Annotated in this window: 16 protein-coding genes, 1 other RNA gene and 1 pseudogene; 9 read left to right on the top strand and 9 right to left on the bottom strand. The window is 52.1% G+C overall.

Annotated elements, in window-relative coordinates:
* The first annotated feature begins 37 nt into the window (after positions 1-37).
* The 3 genes from E7746_RS03225 (at position 38) to rplS (ending at position 2,011) form a co-directional block, all read left to right on the top strand.
* Positions 38-304: a DNA-binding protein gene (locus E7746_RS03225; protein ID WP_123396064.1), complete on the top strand. Its 267-nt coding sequence runs from the start codon at positions 38-40 to the stop codon at positions 302-304.
* 55 nt (positions 305-359) lie between these two features.
* On the top strand, positions 360-1,478 hold the full coding sequence (locus E7746_RS03220; RefSeq protein WP_136409813.1) for a universal stress protein: 1,119 nt from the start codon (positions 360-362) through the stop codon (positions 1,476-1,478).
* A gap of 182 nt (positions 1,479-1,660) precedes the next feature.
* The gene (gene rplS, locus E7746_RS03215) at positions 1,661-2,011 is read left to right on the top strand and encodes a 50S ribosomal protein L19 (protein WP_123396066.1); all 351 of its coding nucleotides are present in this window, start codon (positions 1,661-1,663) and stop codon (positions 2,009-2,011) included.
* Positions 2,012-2,109: 98 nt separating this feature from the next.
* Here the strand turns inward: rplS and E7746_RS03210 are convergent, their stop codons facing one another.
* Both E7746_RS03210 and E7746_RS03205 read right to left on the bottom strand, forming a co-directional pair.
* Complete coding sequence (locus E7746_RS03210) at positions 2,110-2,382, bottom strand: GlsB/YeaQ/YmgE family stress response membrane protein (protein ID WP_136409812.1); 273 nt, start codon at positions 2,380-2,382, stop codon at positions 2,110-2,112.
* Between the two features lie 288 nt (positions 2,383-2,670).
* A complete protein-coding gene (locus tag E7746_RS03205; protein ID WP_136409811.1) occupies positions 2,671-3,051 on the bottom strand; it encodes an START-like domain-containing protein in 381 nt (126 codons plus the stop codon).
* A 135-nt stretch (positions 3,052-3,186) separates the two neighbouring features.
* On the opposite strand from E7746_RS03205, the gene E7746_RS03200 reads away from it, so the two are divergent.
* On the top strand, positions 3,187-3,750 hold the full coding sequence (locus E7746_RS03200) for an NUDIX hydrolase (RefSeq protein WP_136409810.1): 564 nt from the start codon (positions 3,187-3,189) through the stop codon (positions 3,748-3,750).
* A 16-nt stretch (positions 3,751-3,766) separates the two neighbouring features.
* Here E7746_RS03200 and E7746_RS03195 read toward each other — a convergent pair.
* The 3 genes and pseudogenes from E7746_RS03195 to E7746_RS03185 form a co-directional block, all read right to left on the bottom strand.
* Positions 3,767-4,546: pseudogene (locus tag E7746_RS03195) on the bottom strand (alpha/beta hydrolase); the annotation flags it as partial.
* 62 nt (positions 4,547-4,608) lie between these two features.
* Positions 4,609-5,017, bottom strand: an RNA gene (rnpB, locus tag E7746_RS03190) — RNase P RNA component class A.
* A gap of 49 nt (positions 5,018-5,066) precedes the next feature.
* A complete protein-coding gene (locus E7746_RS03185; RefSeq protein ID WP_136409808.1) occupies positions 5,067-6,137 on the bottom strand; it encodes a hypothetical protein in 1,071 nt (356 codons plus the stop codon).
* A 737-nt stretch (positions 6,138-6,874) separates the two neighbouring features.
* On the opposite strand from E7746_RS03185, the gene E7746_RS03180 reads away from it, so the two are divergent.
* Positions 6,875-7,378 carry a peroxiredoxin family protein gene (locus E7746_RS03180; protein ID WP_168184284.1) on the top strand — a complete coding sequence of 168 codons (504 nt, stop codon included), beginning with the start codon at positions 6,875-6,877 and terminating at the stop codon, positions 7,376-7,378.
* 65 nt (positions 7,379-7,443) lie between these two features.
* Here the strand turns inward: E7746_RS03180 and metA are convergent, their stop codons facing one another.
* The 4 genes from metA to E7746_RS03160 form a co-directional block, all read right to left on the bottom strand.
* On the bottom strand, positions 7,444-8,364 hold the full coding sequence (gene metA, locus E7746_RS03175; protein WP_136409806.1) for a homoserine O-acetyltransferase MetA: 921 nt from the start codon (positions 8,362-8,364) through the stop codon (positions 7,444-7,446).
* Positions 8,355-9,197, bottom strand: a complete 843-nt coding sequence (locus E7746_RS03170) for a histidinol-phosphatase (RefSeq protein WP_136409805.1) — start codon at positions 9,195-9,197, stop codon at positions 8,355-8,357. The genes metA and E7746_RS03170 overlap by 10 nt, the downstream gene beginning before the upstream one ends.
* Before the next feature lie 2 nt (positions 9,198-9,199).
* Positions 9,200-10,636 carry a carbon starvation CstA family protein gene (locus tag E7746_RS03165; RefSeq protein WP_136409804.1) on the bottom strand — a complete coding sequence of 479 codons (1,437 nt, stop codon included), beginning with the start codon at positions 10,634-10,636 and terminating at the stop codon, positions 9,200-9,202.
* Between the two features lie 82 nt (positions 10,637-10,718).
* Positions 10,719-12,089 carry a tetratricopeptide repeat protein gene (locus E7746_RS03160; protein WP_136409803.1) on the bottom strand — a complete coding sequence of 457 codons (1,371 nt, stop codon included), beginning with the start codon at positions 12,087-12,089 and terminating at the stop codon, positions 10,719-10,721.
* 199 nt (positions 12,090-12,288) lie between these two features.
* On the opposite strand from E7746_RS03160, the gene E7746_RS03155 reads away from it, so the two are divergent.
* The 4 genes from E7746_RS03155 (at position 12,289) to secA (ending at position 20,982) form a co-directional block, all read left to right on the top strand.
* Positions 12,289-14,691, top strand: a complete 2,403-nt coding sequence (locus E7746_RS03155; RefSeq protein WP_202877167.1) for a glycoside hydrolase family 127 protein — start codon at positions 12,289-12,291, stop codon at positions 14,689-14,691.
* The gene (locus E7746_RS03150; protein WP_136409802.1) at positions 14,675-15,898 is read left to right on the top strand and encodes an Lnb N-terminal periplasmic domain-containing protein; all 1,224 of its coding nucleotides are present in this window, start codon (positions 14,675-14,677) and stop codon (positions 15,896-15,898) included. Before E7746_RS03155 ends, E7746_RS03150 begins: the two co-directional genes overlap by 17 nt.
* A complete protein-coding gene (locus E7746_RS03145; RefSeq protein WP_136409801.1) occupies positions 15,871-17,484 on the top strand; it encodes an alkaline phosphatase family protein in 1,614 nt (537 codons plus the stop codon). The genes E7746_RS03150 and E7746_RS03145 overlap by 28 nt, the downstream gene beginning before the upstream one ends.
* A 126-nt stretch (positions 17,485-17,610) precedes the next feature.
* Positions 17,611-20,982, top strand: a complete 3,372-nt coding sequence (gene secA, locus E7746_RS03140) for a preprotein translocase subunit SecA (RefSeq protein ID WP_136409800.1) — start codon at positions 17,611-17,613, stop codon at positions 20,980-20,982.
* Positions 20,983-21,010: the final 28 nt, after the last annotated feature.

Genomic DNA, 21,010 nt, shown 5'->3' with positions numbered 1-21,010 from the left:
TAACTGAATTATTAACTTTCTAAAACTTATAAGTATCATGACTAAAACTATTTCATTCAACGACCTCCGCCGCATCAAGGACAGTTTGCCCGATGGTTCAATGCACAAAATCGCCGATCAGCTCAACTGCACCGTGCAGACAGTTCGCAACTACTTCGGAGGCAGCAACTACGAGTTTGGTCAGAATTGTGGCGTTCACATTGAGCCGGGCCCCCACGGAGGTATCGTGGTGCTTGACGACACTACAATCTACGACATGGCCATTGCCATTCTTGAAGAGCAACAGGCCGCTAAGGATGCTTAAGTCTTGGACTTATCAACACATTTAACTGAAAATATCACAATTCAACCATCCTGACATGCCCGACGACCGATTGATTACCGTAGCGATACACACCTACGACCATGCTGTCGCGCTCAAGAATCTCCTTGAAAGCGAAGGTGTAAACGCCGTGTTGCAGAATGTCAATCTGAGTCATCCGGCAGTTTCAAGCGGTGTGAGAGTGCGCATCCACGAAAGCGACCTCCCCCTCGCACTGAGGATCATTGAAAACACCGATATTTTCGACTCGTTAAAATCTACTGAAGTCGATGGCGCCTTGAATCCCATGATTCTTGTGCCCATCGACTTTAGTGATTATTCAGTGAAGGCCTGCGACATTGCTCTTCACCTCGCAAGCAGGCACAAAACCCACATTACGCTCCTCAACACCTATCTCGACCCCTATCTGTCGGGCAACATTCAGCTTAGCGACTCGCTGAGCTACGACATCGCCGAGTCGGAGATGCGGCGCACACTCGATGCCGAGGCCCGGCGCCTCATGGATGAATTTATCCGCAAGCTTCGTAACCGCATGAAGCTCAACGAGATTCCGCCGGTAAAGATAACATCCGAAATAACCGAAGGCGTTCCCGAAGAGGCGATAACCGAGTACGCGAAAGAAAACAAGCCCCAGCTAATCGTAATGGGCACTCGCGGCAAAGGCAAAAAGGAGAAAGAACTCATAGGAAGCGTTACTGCCGAAGTGCTCGACTCCTGCCGATTCCCGGTGCTCACCGTGCCCGAGTCGGTCAACCTGAGCAAAGCCGACGACATCAAGCACGTAGTGCTGTTCAGCAACCTCGACCAAGAGGACATTCTGGCGCTCGATGCAATATACCGCTTCTTCTCCGACGAGCACTTCAACGTGACGATAGTCAACGTTCCCGACAAGAAGCACTCCAAGAGCGGCCGACAAGCCGCCGATGCACTGAAGGGATACTGCGAGCTACACTATCCGAGATTCACATTTACCGTGGCCGACCTCTCGCTCAGCTCGATCGTCGAGGACTTCAACGCCATCCAGCAGCGACAGCCCGTCGACCTCATCGCCGTACCCAACAAGAAGAAGAACATCTTTGCACGCCTGTTCAATCCGTCGCTCGCCCACAGGCTGCTGTTCCATTCCGACATACCAATGATGGTGATTCCCGTATAAATCACCAACCACTACACGCAATAACGACATAATCCGTCGAATAAATGACAAATTATCTACGCTTGATTTGTCTATTTCAGTAATTTTCCATAACTTTGCACCGCTTTTCGTAATCTCTGGCAAGACATGCAGCTTGCTATATTGCGTAATTATTAACATTTTTAAATTCAATCAGAACGAAAATGGACTTAATCAAGATTGCTGAAGAGGCATTTGCAACAGGCAAGCAGCACCCCGACTTCGGTCCCGGCGACACTATCACAGTCGCTTACCGCATCAAGGAGGGTAACAAGGAACGTATCCAGCAATATCGCGGTGTGGTTATCCGCATCTCAGGCGAAGGCGAAAAGAAGCGCTTCACAGTTCGCAAGATGAGCGACAATATCGGTGTTGAGCGTATCTTCCCCATCGAGTCACCCTTCATCGACTCAATCACTGTAAACAAGTATGGTAAGGTTCGCCGCGCCAAGCTTTACTATCTCCGTAAACTCACCGGTAAGAAAGCTCGTATCAAGGAGCGTCGCGTTAAGTAATGACGCCTGCCGATTATTAACGGTATACAATTACACAACGAGTCCCGCCAATGCTCATGCAGGCGGGACTCGTCGTTTTTTATCATGTAAATATCACCTTAGTCATCATCGTCATCGGGCTTGCCGGGCAGTATCAATGACAGAACCCACAGCAGTATCGCACACGCAACCGCTGAAGTCACGAGCGAAAACACCTGCATGTTCTCGTTATTGCCAAAGAACACCACCAGCAGCCATCCGCCAAGCAGTGCACCGCACACACCTACACACACATCGAGTACAACGCTGTGAGCCGTGTGAAGAAGCTTTCCGGCCATGTATCCGCCGATTACTCCTATAATCGCCCATACAATCCAAAGTGTCGCTCCCATAATCTTTATAATTTTAATTAAACATTAAATTTTTAGTCCTGACGATCTTATGAGTTCCAGTACTCAAAAATCGTAAGCCACAGAAGCAACAACGCTATAAGCACAGTCACTCCCACTTTAATCCAAAGGCTTACCTTCTCTTGTCTTTCCCTTTTCATGATTCTTGAAAATAAACAGTTGATTAATTATATCAATATACAATATAACAATCTCAGCCTACAATAGTTTTAGAGCCAGCTCTTATATGCGGCAGCCAATAGGGCGACAAGATTGCGAGTAGTGACTTGCTCAACAGCCGAGCGCCCTTCTCAGGGTATCGACTTGAGCCGTCCACAGCTCCTTGGCATCCTCGATTTCATCCTCCGAGGCAAAGTCGGTGACGGTCAATATCGTTTCATCAGTAAGCTCATTAACTGAAATCTTCATCTCAAAATAGCAGCGTGAGTTGTCGTCGCTCCATCGGAAACGTATCGACACTTCGGTGCGCATGCTCAGCAGCTGAGCCGTCTGCGATTGTCCGTCCCACGAAAATGTATAGGTTTTGCCCGAAATCGACACTTCGTCGGCAAACCATTCCGTCAACCCGTTGATTGACGATATATAGTTCCAAAGCAGTGCCACCGGCACGCTTCTCATCTCAAATTCAAGTTGAAATTTCGATTTATCCATCTTCGACATTAGCAAAAGCCAATTGATAAAGTTATGTGCGAAATAAGCACAAATTAATGAACTCCCAAAAACATTTCACTAAAAAAATCGACGCTTCTGAAAAATATCTCCCTCGCCCGGTCGTTCATCTTATATATGGAAACCGAAGACCCTAAAAAATGGAAAGTGCTCGAAAGCGAGCATCTGATGCGACGCCCCTGGCTTACAGTGCGCCGCGACAAAGTACTCCTGCCCACAGGAGCCATAAATCCCGAGTTTTACGTGCTTGAGTATCCCGACTGGATAAATGTGATAGCGATTACCGACGACGGACGGTTTGTCATGGAGCACCAGTACCGTCACGGACTGGGCGAAACTTGTATCGAGCTATGCGCCGGGGTTATGGAAGAGGGAGAAACGCCCGAACAGGCTGCCCGGCGTGAACTTGAGGAGGAAACGGGCTATGTTGGCGGCACATGGACGCGGTTGATGACAATATCGGGTAATCCCAGCACAACCGACAATCTCACCTACTGCTTCATAGCACAAGGTGTGACATATTCCGGAGCAAGGCATCTCGACCGCACCGAGGACATCGAGGTGGTGCTAATGACGCCCGACGAGGTCTACTCGCTTCTCCTGAACGACGAGATGAAGCAGGCACTCATGGCGGCCCCGCTGTGGCGTTACTTCGCCACGATGCGGAGCCATGATGAGTGAACTATGCGTTACATCAGAAGCTGCTCAGCCATGATGTGAGGTCGGCTACCATCTCTTTGTGATAGCGGAACATGTCAAGGCAACCCCAGCCGTGACCTCCCGAAGGATAAATGTGAAGCACTGCGGGCACACCGGCCTTGTGAAGGCTGTTGTAGTAGCTTGTGCCGTTAAGCGGCGACACCACATTGTCATCGTCGCTGAATGCAATGAATGCGCGCGGAGTGTCGGGCGTTACCTGCTTTTCATTTGAAAACTCCACCTCAAGCTCGGGCGAAGCATTCTCGCCAAGTAGATTGTCGTGACTTCCCATATGGGTGTACGACTTATCCATCGTGATTACGGGATAGAACAGAATCTGGAAGTCGGGGCGCGTCGATGCATCGTAGTGAGTGGCCACAGTCGATGCAAGATGACCTCCGGCCGACGAGCCCATGATACCTATGTCCTTCGGATTGAGATGCCACACCTCGGCACTGTCACGCAGCACCTTCATGGCGGCCTGAGCCTCTCCTATGGGAATCTTGTGATTGCCTTTGGGCAAATTGTAGTCGACTACGGCGTATGCTATGCCGAGATCGTTGAAAAACGGAGCCCACTTGTGTCCTTCATGGCTGTTTGAAAGCATGATGTAGGCACCACCCGGGCAGGCAAGCACTGCTCGTCCGGTAGCTTTGTCGGCATCGGGAAGATAGACTTTCATGCGGGGCGTTTCAATTGTTTTTACTTCGGCAGCCTCAGTGCTAAGCTGCGATGCTACAGCCAAAGCTGCAGCAATGAATAATCGATTGATTTTCATAATTGAATGCTGATTGGTTTCCCCACAAATCTACAACAAATCTTTCTAAATTGAAAATAAAAAAGCCGAGCGGGGCTGTAAGCCGGGTTATGTCATGCAATTGACTCGATATTCTCGCCTTTTGCATGGTCGGTCATTTATCTAATCCGCATGTCGCCACGCGGCTTGAGCAGTCTACCCCCCGGCAATGGGCGAGCAACCCTTAAATGCCGGTATACTTGACCTTGCAACCCATAAGGCGTGCGGCGACCGACATCGCTGCCGGTCCCGGTGAGCTCTTGCCTCGCCTTTTCACCCTTACCGCCGCATGCTGCGGATATATTGCAATCCGTAACAGGCGGCGGCGGTTATTTTCTGTCACGCTACTCTACCGTCACCGATAGGTTCCCGTTAAGAACTATGGTGCTCTATGTTGCCCGGACTTTCCTCTTGTCGCTCTCGTAGTCGACAAGCGACCGACCGTCCCGCTCGGCTTGTAGTGTGACAAAGTTACGCTAATTTCCACACATTGCAAAATAAATCAGAACGAGAACTGGGCCATCAGGCATGCGCGGCGTGCCCAGCGGTGCTGTCCGTCGTTGTTTTGACGCTTGCCCAGATTCACCTCTGCACCAAACTGCACGCGTGGTGTGGGATTCCAGAACACATTGGCCGTTGCATACAATCCGTATTTATAGGTCATGTCGGCCATCTCCTGCTTCGGAAGGAAGCGCATCTCGCTGAACATGATCGTCGAGAATAGATTGGGACGGAAATGATACTGTAGTGCGCCATACCATCCAAGGCTGAACGGAGCATACATCTTGCCCTTCGTGTCGGGGTCGTCAATCAAGTCGAGCGGCGTCATCTGCAGGTCGTTGGTAAGGCTCTGATAGCCCTTGCCTGCATTGAACGATGCGTATACGGTCAACGGATCCACCACCCTGAAGATGGAGCTTACGTGTGCGCCCCAACCCACTACAGTGTGGTTTGTGCCGTTTACGAGGTCACGGTAAGGAAGTCCGCGTATGATTCCCGAAAGTCTTATGTGCTGACCCGCACCCCATTCATACTGACCGAATGCTGCAAAATTAGGCAGATAGTTGCTTCGTGTCGATGTTGTGGTACCGTCGGCATCGACCTGAGCGTCGGGACTCTCGATCGAGGCGGCCACAACCCAATTGGTCTTGAACGTACGCATCCAGCGCAACAACACGTTGGTGTCGCTTATCTCTGAGTTGGGGCCCTGTGCATCAACTGTAGGCGGCTGTGCCGACGGGTCGCTGAACGACGAGTTGGCATAACCGAGCGTCCAGTCATTATACTGAACGTAGGCCTTCTTCAGGTGGAAGTCACGCGAACTGTATCCGTTGAAATTGGCCTCGATATATAACTGATAATTGCCGTATTTCTTGTCGTGTCCTATGACTCTAACAAAGAATGCCGTTCCCGAAGGAGTGCTTCCAAGCCAGCGGTCACGCGCAGGATTGGTGGGTATCGATATATCATAGGGAGCAAAAGCGCTGCTGTTCAACGCTCCGCCCCAATCATACCATCCTCTCATTCTCACCACGCCACCTATACCCATGGCAAGCTGCGCATCCTTGCTCATAAGCATGAAATATGGTGCCAGAGGGTCCTGGAAGTTTCTAAATTGATCATAATAAAACTGATTGATCATATTCAATTTAGTCACAGAATCTGCTTCAAGTCCGTCGCCGAAAGTTATTATACGGTGGCTTTTCTGCAACTCTTTTACCTGCTTTTCCGAAGGGCTTATAGCCATCATCGACAACGAAAGCGAACAAAACAATAAAATTGACAATAATCTAATATTCATAAAGCATATTATTTTAGGGAACTCACCCGAATTACAAAAATAAAAACACCGCTTTCACCACATTTGTTTAAACATATTTTCATCTTATTTATCATTTTTCAGTTACGTGCGGTTAACATGATTAACACTGCGACGCCCCGTTATCGCTTCATGAAACATGATTTTTTCATCGAAATAACGCTTTTCGACGGCATGAATCACAACCGTTTTTCAAGCCGGAATTTGCCATTTTTGCGCCATTCGGCATGTTGCAAAACATAGTTTTATAACTATTTAACAATAGCTCGAAAACCGCATAACCAAAGGGTTTCCAAGCGTCACCGACAGCTAAACCCATGGCTGTGAACGCTTAAAATTTGTCATTCTCGTTCATAAGCACTAACTTTGTGGCGATGAAATTGTTTATCATTCGGTTGACAGAGGTTAACTGATGCCGAAAATCGGCAACGAAATTCGACTCAAAATTTTAACAGTTCAGGATTTCGTAGTAGTAATTTTAAATGAACGTAATGAAGAAAACAATGTCTATTATTGTGTTCTTCGCCGTTCTGCTTCTCCTCGGCTCGGCAGCCACCAACAACGCCATCGACGGCGTGAAGGGATTCCAGGCTCCGATATTCAAGGTCGAGCGTAACGATTCGGTTGTTTCGCTCGATGACATGAGGGGACACTGGGTGCTTCTGCAATTCTGGTCGTCAAGCGACGCGCCGTCGCGTATAGCCGGAAAGCAATACACTGCTATTGAGCAGAAGCTTAATGATGGACAGTCGGCAGAACGATTCCATCTCTTATCGGTCAATATGGACCGTAGTGAGCGCCTCTTTCGTGAGATAGTGCGTAGAGATGGTCTTAGTGCGGAAACACAATTTCACATCGAGGGAAATCGTGCAAATCAATTAATCAATGATTATCACCTCGAATCGGGTATGCAATCTTTCCTCATCGACCCTTCAGGCCGAATTGTTGCGAAAAACCCGACAGAACAAACCTTGACACAACTTACATGCGATTAAGTAAAAAGCTCACCGAAGCCTGTGCTTCAGTGAGCTTTTTTATTTCATAGTGAATCAGCGTGACTTCACTGATGTATGTCACGTATGTCGTAGGGCGTTTCCTGATATACGAAGTAGTTCAACCAGTTGCTGAACAGCAGGTTGGCATGTGAGCGCCAACGCACGATCGGCCCCTTAGACGGGTCGTCGTCGATATAGTAGTGGGCCGGTATGTCGGGATTCATCCCCTTGTCGAGGTCACGGCGATACTCAAAGTCAAGCGTATTGGGCGAATACTCCGAGTGGCCGGTTATGAAGAACTCCCTGCCGCCGCGTGCCATAACCATGTAGATGCCGCTCTCTTCGCTCTCGGCTATGATGTCAAGTCCCTCGACACGCTCAACATCCTCGCGCAACACCTCGCTGAAGCGGCTGTGAGGCACATAGAACTCGTCGTCAAATCCTCGGAATATCGGATTGCGGTTGTCGTTAAGCTTGTGACGGAACACTCCCGATATCTTGTGGTCGAGAACCCGCTTGGGCACCCCGTAGTGATGATAGAGGCCGGCAAATGCGGCCCAGCATATATAGAGTGTCGATGTCACGTGGGTGCGCGCCCAGTCAAAAATCTCGCACAGCTCGTCCCAATAGTCAACCTCTTCAAAGTCGACCTTCTCGACAGGTGCACCGGTTATTATGAATCCGTCGTAATTCTGGTTTCTTATGTCCTCAAATGTCTTGTAGAACTCCTCTATGTGTTCGCGCGGAGTGTTACGTGACACGTGGGTGCAGGTGTCTATAAGGTCAAGCTCTATCTGAAGCGGAGTGTTGGATATAAGTCGCAGCAGGTCGGTTTCCGTCATGATTTTCAGCGGCATCAGATTGAGAATGCCTATGCGTAACGGTCTTATGTCCTGCGACGAAGCCCTCTGCTCGTCTATCACGAATATGTTTTCAGCCTTCAGTGTTTCCACGGCAGGCAATAGTACTGGAACTCTTACTGGCATGATATGTTGCTGTTTATGCTTGTTTCCTCTAATCTGTTTAGCACCTTCAGTCCGGTGGCTCGGCCGGCATCCACTTTGTCGGGATAATGGGCGTCACTGTTCACCATCACGGTTATTCCGGCGTCAAACAGTCGCGGCAGATAATCGACACGGGGGAAAAGTCGGCGCACGTCATTCCACGCCTTGGTGTTTATCTCCACCGCCGGGCCACGCTCGATTATGGCATCGATCAGGTCGTTGACACGCCTGATATACCATGACTCGCTCTCGATTCCCGGCTTGAAGGCCGCAGCGTTACGCCCTATCTTGTCGAAGTGGCCTATTATGTCAAATCCTCCTGCCTCGACCATCTTTATGGATTCGTCGTAGAATGAATTGACCACATAGTGTATGTCGTTATTGAAGTAACGCTCCATCTTCTTAATGAACGTGGCCTCGCTGCCGTCGACATCGATCAACCCGTCGGCGCTCGGCACGAAATGCACCGACCCTATGCGGTAGTCAAGCGGGAGATTGTCGAAATAGGGGTTTGACGGTCCCCACTCCGCCCCGAGATAATCTATCTCCATTGAGGCGTAGAGCGATATTCGGTCGCCATACACCTCTTTAAGGCGCGTCACCTCGTCGAGATAAGCCTTTACCGAGTCGTGCGACATGTTGCACGGCGATTCGATAGGCACAGGCGAGTGAGGCGAAAAGCCCCAATGCTCAAAGCCGTCGGCAACGGCAGCCTTGACCATCTCCTCCATCGTGGCTCGTCCGTCGCAGTACTGAGTGTGACTGTGGAAATTATAGCGGTCGGTAGTCGATATTATCGCACTGAAATCAATCATAATCAATATTCTGTAATTCGCCCCTTGATTGCATAGGCCGACTTGGCGAATGTCACGGCACACAGCAGTGCGGCAGCGATGCCGATGCCGAGCGACAGCATGTAGTCAAGTCCAAGCCCCTCGGGAGCAAAAAGGATGTAGGTCGTGCACACACAGGTCATGAACATGGCCGGGAACAGCGTTACCCAGTAGAGCTTGCCGTTGCGGGCAAGATAAACGGTGATGGCCCATAGCGTGAACACGGCAAGTGTCTGGTTGCACCAGGCGAAGTAACGCCAAAGCACATCGAAATTAACCTGCATTATAAAAAATGTAACGGCGAAAATTGGCACCGACACGGCAAGACGCCTTACGATGCTCTTCTGGTTGCAGTGCATGAAGTCGGCGGCTATGAGTCGCGCACAACGCAGTGCGGTGTCGCCAGTCGAGATGGGAGCGGCCACAACTCCGAGTATGGCGAGCATTCCTCCGAAGGCACCGAGCCACTCTATCGATATGTTATGCACGAGTCCGCCGGTTCCGCCGTTCTCGGCAAGGTATTCGCCAAGTTCGCCATATCCGCCGGTGAAAGCAATCGCCGCAGCTGCCCATATCAGCGCTACTATGCCCTCAGCCACCATTGCTCCGTAAAACACCGGACGGGCAAGCTTCTCGTTCTTGAGGCATCGTGCCATCATGGGCGACTGTGTGGCATGGAATCCCGATATCGCGCCACAGGCTATTGACACAAACATCATCGGGAACAGGGGCATCGAGTCGGCATTGGCCGAGCGGTTGTAAAAGCCCTCCGACACTCCGTCGGGTATCGTGACATCACCAAATAGGAGAACGCCCATTATTCCGGCAGCCATGAAAAGTAACGCAAATCCGAATACCGGATAGAGATTGCCTATCAGCTTGTCGATGGGTAGCAGAGTTGCAAGTATATAATATAGGAATATGGCTCCTATCCAGAAGTTGACATTCATCCAGTCGGGAGTCATGTCAGCGATGAGTCCGGCGGGTGTCAGCACAAACACTGCTCCTACAAGCATCATCAACAGCAGCGAGAAGCCACGCATGAGCTGCTTCACGCCCACACCGAGCTGCTCGCCCACAATCTCGGGAAGCGAGGCACCATCGGAGCTTATCGAGATAACGCCCGACAGGAAGTCATGCACAGCTCCGGCGAAGATTGTTCCCAAAACAATCCACAGAAACGCCGCGGGGCCGAACATAACGCCCATTATGGCTCCGAATATCGGTCCGAGGCCGGCTATATTAAGAAATTGAATCAGAAACACTCGCCATGTAGCCATGGGAATGTAGTCGACACCGTCCTGCTTGGTGTAGCAGGGCATCTCTCTTCGGGGGTCACATCCTATGACCCTCTCCATCAATGTTCCGTAAATGAAATAGCCTCCCACAAGTATGGCAAGCGCTATTAAAAATAATGTCATATCGTTTATTACTTTATTCCATTGTAAAAATAACACATCGCCATCCACCGACAAGCGTCAGTCGTCAAGCGACACGCAGCAATCAATTCTCGGCCTTTATCACCTCGTTGGCAAGCTTGCGCAACGTTGTGCGGTCGGCATCTATCTGTTTTTCCAGCTTCAATATAGCAGCCGAAGCCTCGGTGTTGCCGTTACGGTAGTTATCGCGCAGTCGGGCAAGCTTTGACAGCTTGTCGGCAAAATTCTTTTCACTCTCCACATACTGCTCCATCAGCTCCTTGGCACGCGGGCTCTTGAAGTCGTCCCATGAGGTGTATATGCGACCGCCGGGCAGCGCAAAGCGGAAATCGCCGACCTTCACCTTCTTGTCGGGGTCAATCTCGTTTATCGCCTCAAGCAGGTCGGAATAGTCCTTTCCCTCCTCCCATGTCGAGCGGTAATCGGTTATCATGGCCTTGGCGGCAAGCCCCTCCTCGTCAACCGGATAGTTGTTGCGCAGGTCCGAAGGTATGAACTTATATATCGTTATCATGTCGCCGATGCGATTGCGGTCGGTGGCCCACCAGCCAACACCCGTCACCTCGTCAATGGCAAGCATATAGTCGTCATAAGGCGAGTTATAGGGCATACCTATGTTCTGAGGCTGGAGAAATCCGTCCTCGCCCTTTCGCGATATGAATATGTCGTAACCTCCTATCGATTCATCTCCGTCGTTGGCATAGTATAGCGTAACGCCGTCCGACATGAAGAACGGGAAGTTGCTGTCGCCGCTGTCGCTCAATGCACCGGGAAGCGGTGACGGCTTCTCCCATGAGCCGTCAAACAGCTGATTTGACGACACAAGCACGTAGTTTTCAAGCGAGTCGGGAGCCGCCCAGGTCATCGAGGTGCGGGTTTCGGGCATATACACAACTGTGGGATAAGCGGCCTCCACTCCCTCGGGGAGCACTTCGGCCGTGTTGAGCGATCCGCTTTCAGGAGTCAGCCTATAGGCCCTGAAGAAATCCTCCTTGTCCACAGTCACACTGTCGATTATCACGATACGCTCCACGCGATCGAGCATCGTCTTTGCAAGGTCGATGCGGTCAATCATCGCCTGTGCGCCCTCGGGCATCGTCTTGCGTGACTTCTTCAGCGCCTTCTCATACTTTGCTATGTAACTCTCGGCTCCCTCGAAATCATATTTGCGGAAAGCGATCTCGGCAAGATAACGCGGAGCCTCCGCAATGCCCTTGGTGTCGGCGATTTTCAAGTGAGGCACAGCCTCATCGTCACGCCCCTCCTGCATCAGGCACACCCCTACCCAGTGGTTGAGCGAAGCATCCTTGGGCTTGGACGCAAGTGCTTCCTGAAACACCGGCAGCGCTCCGGCAAAGTCGCCCTGAAGATACATCTCCTTGGCCTCGTCAAGCGTCACTGCTCCGGCAAATGCGCCAACACACAAAAACGACAAAAATATATATCTATGTAACTGTCTAAATAACATATTAATAACAGATTGTACAAATACCTTCAAAAATGACTTCAAATTTACGCATTATTATCTATAACCACAAAAAATCCTTCATAATCTTTTATCACTCACTCTTATTGATTTTACGACAAAATGACTAACTTTGCAAAGTATCAAACTCATAATGATGACCACCTCAATGAAAAAAGTACTTATTGCCATAGCCTTTTTAGGCTTTTCATCACATAACATAACGACACAAGCTCAGGACAAACTATACAGCGACGAATTTCCTCTCGGCGACATCGAGTTGCTCGACGGGCCGCTGAAAAAAGCTCGTGACCTGAACATCGAAACGCTGCTGAAATATGACTGCGACCGAATGCTCGCTCCCTATCGCAAGGAAGCAGGTCTTGAACCCCGAAAACCGACCTATCCCAACTGGGACGGCCTCGACGGCCACGTGGGAGGACACTATCTGTCGGCACTTGCAATAAATGCCGCTACAGGCAACGAGGAGTGTCGCCGACGAATGGAATACATGCTCGAGGAGCTTAATCTTTGCGCCGAGGCCAACGACAAGCGCAACGAGCCTTGGAGCCGCAACTATGTGGGAGGATTCCCCAACAGCGCCAAACTGTGGTCGACATTCCGTGAAGGCGATTTCAGCACCTATTTCGGCGCATGGGCTCCATTCTATAATCTGCACAAGATGTTTGCCGGATTGCGTGACACTTGGCTCTATTGCGACAACGCCACCGGACGCCGGCTATTCCTGAAATTCTGCGATTGGGCTGTCGACATCACTTCGGAACTGACCGACGAGCAGATGGAAAGGATGCTCGGAAACGAACACGGAGGCATGGACGAGGTCATAGCCGATGCCTACGCAATGACCGGCGACAAAAAATACCTCGATTGCGCCCGTCGATTTGCCCACCGTCAGCTGCTCATCCCCATGGAAGAGCATCGCGATTGCCTTGACAACATGCACGCCAACACTCAGATACCCAAAGTAGTGGGATTCCAGCGCATATCCGAGCTTGACGGCGACAACAAGATGCACGATGCAAGCCAATACTTCTGGGACATCGTAACTCACGAGCGTTCACTCGCCCTCGGCGGAAACAGCCGACGCGAACACTTCCCCACCAAGGAAACCTGCATCGACTACGTGAACGACATTGACGGCCCAGAGTCGTGCAACACCTACAACATGATGAAGCTCACCGAGTTCCTCAACCGAGCAAATCCCGACGGAGCCTACGGCGACTTCTACGAAGTGGCCATGTTCAATCACATTCTCTCGACCCAGCATCCGGAGCACGGCGGTTATGTCTACTTCACATCGGCCCGTCCGCGTCACTATCGCAACTACTCCGCTCCCAACATGGCCATGTGGTGCTGCGTAGGAACGGGAATGGAAAATCACGGAAAGTACGGCCAGTTTGTGTGGACTCGTTCAAAGGGAGCAAAGAGTTCCGACGACGCTCTCTACCTCAACCTTTTTGTGGCTTCGCAGCTGAACTGGCGTGATAAGGGAATGGTGCTCCGTCAGGAAACGGCATTCCCCTATGCCGAATCATCGCAGATAAGCGTCGTGAAAGGCAAAGGCGACTTCACGCTCAAGATACGCAAGCCCTCATGGTGCGACGACTTCAAGGTTAAAGGCGTGGGATTCAACGCCGATCAATATGAGGAAAACGGATTTGTGTGCATCAAGCGCAAATGGAAGAAGGGCGACCGTCTTGAAATAAGCATGCCTATGCACGCCGCAGTAAAACCCATGCCCAATGTTCCGCAATACGTAGCCTTGACCTACGGGCCTATTCTGCTCGGCATGAAGACCGGCACTGAAGACCTTCAATCGCTGATAGCCGACGACAGCCGCTTCGGACAATATGCCGGCGGCGAACGCCTTCCGCTCGACAAGGCTCCCATCCTCCTGCCTAAGGAAATCAACGACATCACCCGCGACCTCCGACCCGTAGCAGGAAAGCCGCTGCACTTCAAGCTCACAACCCGCATGGAGAACCCCATCGACGGCGAATTGCAACCCTTCTTCGAGATACACGACTCGCGTTACATGATGTACTGGCTCGCACTTAGCGAAAAAGGATATAAAGAATATCTGCAGAAACTCGCCGACGAGGAGGCTGAGCGTCACGCACTCGAGGCGCGCACAATCGACAAGGTGATGCCAGGAGAGCAACAGCCCGAAACCGACCACCGAATGGAAACAAGCCGTTCCGAAAAAGGCTCAACCGAAGGTGTGTTCTATCGTGACGCACGCAACGGACACCACTTCAGCTACCTCATGAAGACCAACGGCGAAACCGATCTTACACTGAGGCTTACATTCTGGGGTCAGGACGAATGGCGCACATCGGAATTTGACATTCTTATCGACGACGAGCTGATGGCAAGTGCCGACAACACCCACCGCTGGCGCACGACACAGTTCAAGACTGTCGACTATGCAATACCGGCCTCGATGCTGAACGGAAAGAACGAAGTGCGCGTGAAGTTCCAAGCCCATAAAGGCAAGCAGGTGGGACAAATCTACGGAGTGAGAATAATCAGAAATGAGAATAATAAATAAAGTATCGGCCGCAATGGCGGCCATGCTGCTTACTGCAGCAACCTTCGGCGACCTACAGGCCCGTAACGAGGTGTTGCCCGACGACTCGATCAGTGTGAGCCTGATAACCTGCCTCCCCGGAAATCAGGTCTACGAGCTTGAAGGTCACACCGCATTACGCATAAAGCGTGGCGACAATGACCTCGCCGTAAATTACGGGATATTCGACTTCGACTCGCCCAACTTCATATACCGTTTTGTAAAAGGCGAAACCGACTACATGGTGGCGGCCTATCCCTTTGAATACTTCATGGCCGACTACATGCGTCACGGACGGCGTGTAGTCGAACAGCACCTCGACCTGACCCAACCCCAGGCCCACAGGCTTTCCGAGCTGCTGAGCGAAAACCTGCGGCCCGAAAAACGCACCTACCGTTACAACTACGTAAAGGACAACTGTGCAACAAGGCCACTCGTAATGCTTGAGGCCGCGATAGGTGACACCCTATCGTTTACCGCGCCCGACCACACTGCCGACTGGACTTTCAGAAACGCCATGCGACAATATCACGCCAACTATCCGTGGTATCAATTCGGCATAGACCTTGCGCTCGGTAGCGGCATCGACTATAAGCTGTCGACACGCGAAAAGTCATTCGCACCCGAAATGCTCCTCGCGCTCATGTCGACCGCCACCCTTCGCGACTCTACAGGCAATCAGGTGCCTCTTGTCGACTCCACCGAAACCCTGTGGGAGGGTGAGCTTTCGGGAGGACCGCTGCCGCCATCGCCGTGGCACTCCACGCCCATGTTTGTCGCCCTATGCCTGCTCGCCGCAACGGCAATAGTGACGATACACGACTGCATTCGCCGTAAAGTGACGCGCTGGTTCGACTCAATCATTTTCACCCTCTTCGGAATAGCGGGATGCGTCATCACGTTCCTTGTGTTTGTGTCATCCCACGAAGCCACTTCACCCAACTGGCTCATAGTTTGGCTCAATCCCTTCTGCTTGATTGTTCCGCTCTTTATCTACACAAAAAAGTGCGCCGGGTTGTTAAAATGGTATGAAATAATTAACTTTGCAGCATTATTTTTGTTATCAGTAACGTGGCCGTTCACCGGACAGTCCGGCAACAGCGCATTCATCCCGCTGTTGATAAGCGATGCCATGCTATCGGTACGATACATTTATATCACATGCGTCGAAAGAAAGACCCCCGCATAACCGTGCGATTAGTCACGGCTCTCATAGCCTCAATGGTCACCCTGTCCGTTGCGGCACAGGCTCCGTCACCCCGTCCCAAACTGGTCGTGGGCATAGTCATCGACGGGCTGCGTGAGGACTATCTCGACCTGCTCAAAGGCTATTTCGGCGAAAACGGATTCAAGCTGCTGATGCGTGACGGCGTGATGCTCGACAACGTAAACTACGGAACGGCGCTCGATGCCACAGCCGCCACAGCCATGATCTACAGCGGAGCGTCACCTTCGGTCAACGGCATCCCCGCGGCATTTGTCTACGATGCCGAGATGCGCCGACAGTACCCGATTGTGCTCGATCCCTCGCAGATAGGCAACTACACCGACGAAACTTACTCACCGAAGTCAATAAGGGTCAGCACCCTCTCCGACGAAGTTCGCATCGACGGCGGAGGCATAGGCAACGTATATTCGGTAGCCCCCTCCCCGTCCCAATCGATAATACTTGCAGGACATGCAGGCAATAGTGCATTCTGGATTAACGACGTGACCGGCCGATGGGCCACAACCGCCTATTACAAGGATGTGCCGCAACCCATGCAGGCACGCAACTTCTCCAGGTCGCTCGCCTCGAGGCTCGATACGCTCACTTGGAAGCCCTCGCTTTCACCCGAAAGCTATCCCGACCTGCCCGCCTACAAGAAATACTATCCGTTTCGCCATCAGTTCCTGCGCAACGACATCGACCGCTTCCGCAACTACAAGACATCGGCACCCGTCAACACCGAGGTGACCGACATCGCGGCCGACTACATCAAGGGTCTGCGCCTCGGCACACACGATGCCATGGACATGCTCAATCTCGGCTACACTCTCGCCCCCTTTGCAGCAGCCAAGGATGCCGACAACCGCATCGAAACGATGGACAGCTACCTCAAACTCGATGCCGACCTTGCACGCCTGTTCCGCGCCATCGACACCAATGTAGGCTTAAAGAACACATTCATAATGGTGGCCGGCACTCCCGCACCGCCAAGCACCAAGCGTGACGATGAAAGGTGGGGCATCCCCAACGGAGAGTTCATCCCCCGTCGTGCAGTGTCGTTGCTCAATGTCTACTTCGTTCCCAAATACGGCAACGGAGAATGGGTTTCGGGCTACCACAACGGACAGATATTCCTCAACCACAAGTTGATAAAAGATAACGGCATCGATCCCAAGACCATCCGCACCGAAGCCGCTGACCTGCTGCTGCGCATGAGCGGAGTGAGCCGTGTGTGGACAATCGATGACATCGAGGCCGGCCGTGCCGGACACAATGCCGACGCGCTGAAGCGCAACACCCAGGTCGACTATGCCGGCGATGTATTCATCGAGGTGACACCCGGATGGGAAATCGTCGACCAGAATCCTAATAACCAGAAAGAGGTGCGCTCAACAGTGCGCACTGGCTTCATGTCGTCGCCCGTGTTCTTCCTGTCGCCCGACCTCAAGGCCGAGCGCATAACCTCGGAAATCGACGCACGCACCATAGCCCCCACAGTGGCTCGACTTCTGCGCATACGCTCGCCCAACGCATCCGAGCTGCCGCCGATGCGCTTCAACCGATAATCCCGGCCAACTCCACCAACCGGCCGACGGTGACCGATTATCCAATCCCACTGTAACGCATCAATCATTACATAGCCCGCACAGGGTCAGCCTCACTAAATTCGATAATTAAAAAAATCTACATAAATGTCATTAAACTCTATTTTAAGCAAGCTATTCGGCAACAAGTCGCAGCGCGACCTGAAGGAAATACAACCGATAGTGGACCAAATCAACGCCCTCGGCCCTCGCATGAAGGAGCTGACCAACGATGAACTCCGTGATACAATCAACCGCATCAAGCAGGAACTCGCCGACGCAACATCGGCCGACACAACCGCAATTGCCGAGATAAAGAATAAAATCGAGGAACTCCCCTTCGATGAGCGTCAGCCTCTGTGGGACGACATTGACAACCGAGAGAAAAACATCCTCGAAACCTACGAGAAGGAACTCGACCGCGTGTTGCCCACCGTATTTGCAGCAATGCGCGAAACAGCTGCCCGATTCGCAGCCAACGAAACAATCGAGGTAACAGCAACCGACATGGACCGCGACCTCGCCGCTGCCGGCAAAGACTTCGTGAGCATCGAAGGCGACAAAGCCATATACCGCAACCACTGGATGGCCGGCGGTAACGAAATCAAATGGGACATGGTACACTACGATGTACAGCTCATTGGCGGTATCGTGCTGCATCAAGGCAAAATCGCCGAGATGGCAACCGGTGAAGGTAAGACACTCGTTGCAACCCTCCCCGTATTCCTCCGCTCACTCACCGGCCGAGGCGTACACGTGGTAACCGTCAACGACTACCTGTCGAAACGTGACTCCGAGTGGATGGGTCCGCTCTACATGTTCCACGGACAGACGGTCGACTGCATCGACAAGCATCAGCCCAACTCGCCGCAGCGTCGCAAAGCCTATGCATGTGACATAACATTCGGTACCAACAACGAATTCGGCTTTGACTACCTGCGTGACAACATGGCCATGTCGCCTCAGGACATGGTTCAGCGCAAGCACTACTACGCAATCGTCGACGAGGTCGACTCAGTGCTCATCGACGATGCCCGTACACCGCTTATAATCTCAGGTCCCGTGCCTAAGGGCGAGGATCAGCTCTTCAACGAATACAAGTATAATGTAGAGAAAGTATATGAGGCACAGCGCAAGCTCGTGGGCCGACTCCTGATCGAAGCCAAGGAAAAAATCGCAAGCGAAGACAAGGAAGTGCGTAAGGAAGGTGCCCTTCAGCTGTTCCGGGCCTACAAGGGTCTTCCCAAGAACAACGCGCTCATCAAATACCTGTCGCAGGAAGGCATCAAGCCGCTTCTGCTCGAAACCGAGGCATTCTATATGCAGGACAACAACCGCGAGATGCCCAAGGCTGTCGAACCCCTCTATTTCGTAATCGACGAGAAGAACCGCTCGGTAGAATTGACCGACAAAGGTATCGACGAGCTCACCGGACGAAGCGAGGATCCGCAGTTCTTCGTTCTGCCCGACATTGCTTCGCAGCTCTCGGAAGTCGAAGGCAACCAGTCAATTTCAACAACCGAACGCCAGCAACGCAAGGACGAGCTGATGCAGAACTACGCGGTGAAAGCCGAGCGCGTACACACCGTGACCCAGCTGCTCAAGGCCTACACCCTCTTTGAAAAGGATGTGGAATACGTAATCGACGACAACAAAATCAAGATTGTCGACGAGCAGACAGGCCGTATCATGGAAGGCCGCCGCTACTCCGACGGACTCCATCAGGCCATCGAGGCCAAGGAGGGCGTGAAAGTCGAGGCTGCGACACAGACATTCGCCACAATCACCCTCCAGAACTACTTCCGTATGTATCACAAGCTTGCAGGTATGACCGGTACGGCCGAAACCGAAGCAGGCGAGTTCTGGGACATATACAAACTCGATGTCGTGACAATACCCACCAACAAGCCGGTGGCACGTATTGACATGAACGACCGCGTCTACAAGACCAAGAAGGAAAAGTATGCCGCCGTAATCGATGAGATCGTCAACCTCGTCGAGCAGGGCCGCCCGGTGCTCGTGGGTACAACCTCGGTCGAAATATCGGAGTTGCTCTCGCGAATGCTCACACTGCGCCGCATCCCCCACAATGTGCTCAATGCCAAGTTGCACCAGCGAGAGGCCGAAATCGTGGCACAGGCCGGTAAGAAAGGCACCGTCACCATAGCCACCAACATGGCCGGTCGTGGTACCGACATCAAGCTTCCGCCCGAAGTCAAGGAGGCGGGAGGTCTTGCCATCATCGGTACCGAGCGTCACGAGTCACGCCGCGTCGACCGTCAGCTCCGAGGCCGTTCAGGCCGTCAGGGCGACCCTGGTTCTTCGGTGTTCTACCTCTCGTTTGAGGACCAGTTGATGCGTCTATTCGCAACCGACCGCGTAACCAAGATGCTCGACACACTCGGCATCAAGGAGGGCGAGATGATTGAGTCGAAGATGGTTAACCGCGCTATCGAGAACGCTCAGAAACGTGTCGAGGAAAACAACTTCGGCGTGCGTAAGCGTCTTCTTGAGTACGACGACGTGATGAACAAGCAGCGTCAGTACATCTACGGTCGCCGTCACCACGCACTCATGGGTGAGCGTATCGGAATCGACATCAACAACATGCTCTACGACACGGTGGAGAACATCGTAAACACCTATGACTCGCCGGCCGACTATGCCGACCTCTCGCTCGAGCTCCTGAAAGTGTTTGCTGTCGAAACTCCGTTCACCGAGGAGGAGTTCCGTTCGATGCCAAAGAACGAAGTGTTTGACCGCATCCATGCATCGGTCAACGAAGCTTTCCGCCGCAAGTCCGACCGCATCATCGAAATAGCCATGCCTGTGATTTCGGAATGGGTAGAGAAGCGTGATGCCAAGGGCCGCATCCTCGTTCCCATCACCGACGGCAAGCGTGTGTTCAACATCCCGGCCGACATCACCGAAACCTACAACAGCAAGGGCAAGGCGCTCCTCAAGGAGTGGCACAAGGCCATCATGCTTGTCACAATCGATGAAGTGTGGAAAGAGCACCTGCGCGAGCTCGACCAGTTGCGTCAGTCGGTTCAGAACGCATCCTACGAGCAGAAGGATCCCCTTGTAATATATAAGGTTGAATCATTCCACCTGTTTGAGAACGCAATGAACACGCTCAACGTGAAGGCCGTGTCGGCACTCATGCGCGGACAGATATTCATCCCGCAGCAGCGCGCCGAGGACGCTCGCCTCAGCTCCGAACAGGATCGCCAGCAGCCCGCACAGCGTCAGCCCGAGGTGAAGGAGGCTATGCCCGACCGTCCCAACGACTATAGCCGCTACCGCGCAAGCCGCGAGCAATATCCCGGTTCAAGCGCACAGCGTCAGGCCGCTTCGGCACCACAGGGCGAGCAACAGCGCACCCAGCCCATTATCAACGGGCCTAAGGTGGGCCGCAACGACCCCTGTCCCTGCGGCTCGGGCAAGAAGTTCAAGAACTGCCACGGGCGAAATGCTTAACAATAAATCAATATCATCAATTATCACA

The organism is Muribaculum gordoncarteri (genome assembly GCF_004803695.1).
Classification (GTDB): Bacteria; Bacteroidota; Bacteroidia; order Bacteroidales; family Muribaculaceae; genus Muribaculum; species Muribaculum gordoncarteri.
The sequence above is the reverse complement of the archived record's forward strand: the minus strand, read 5'-3'. Positions and strand labels throughout refer to the sequence as shown.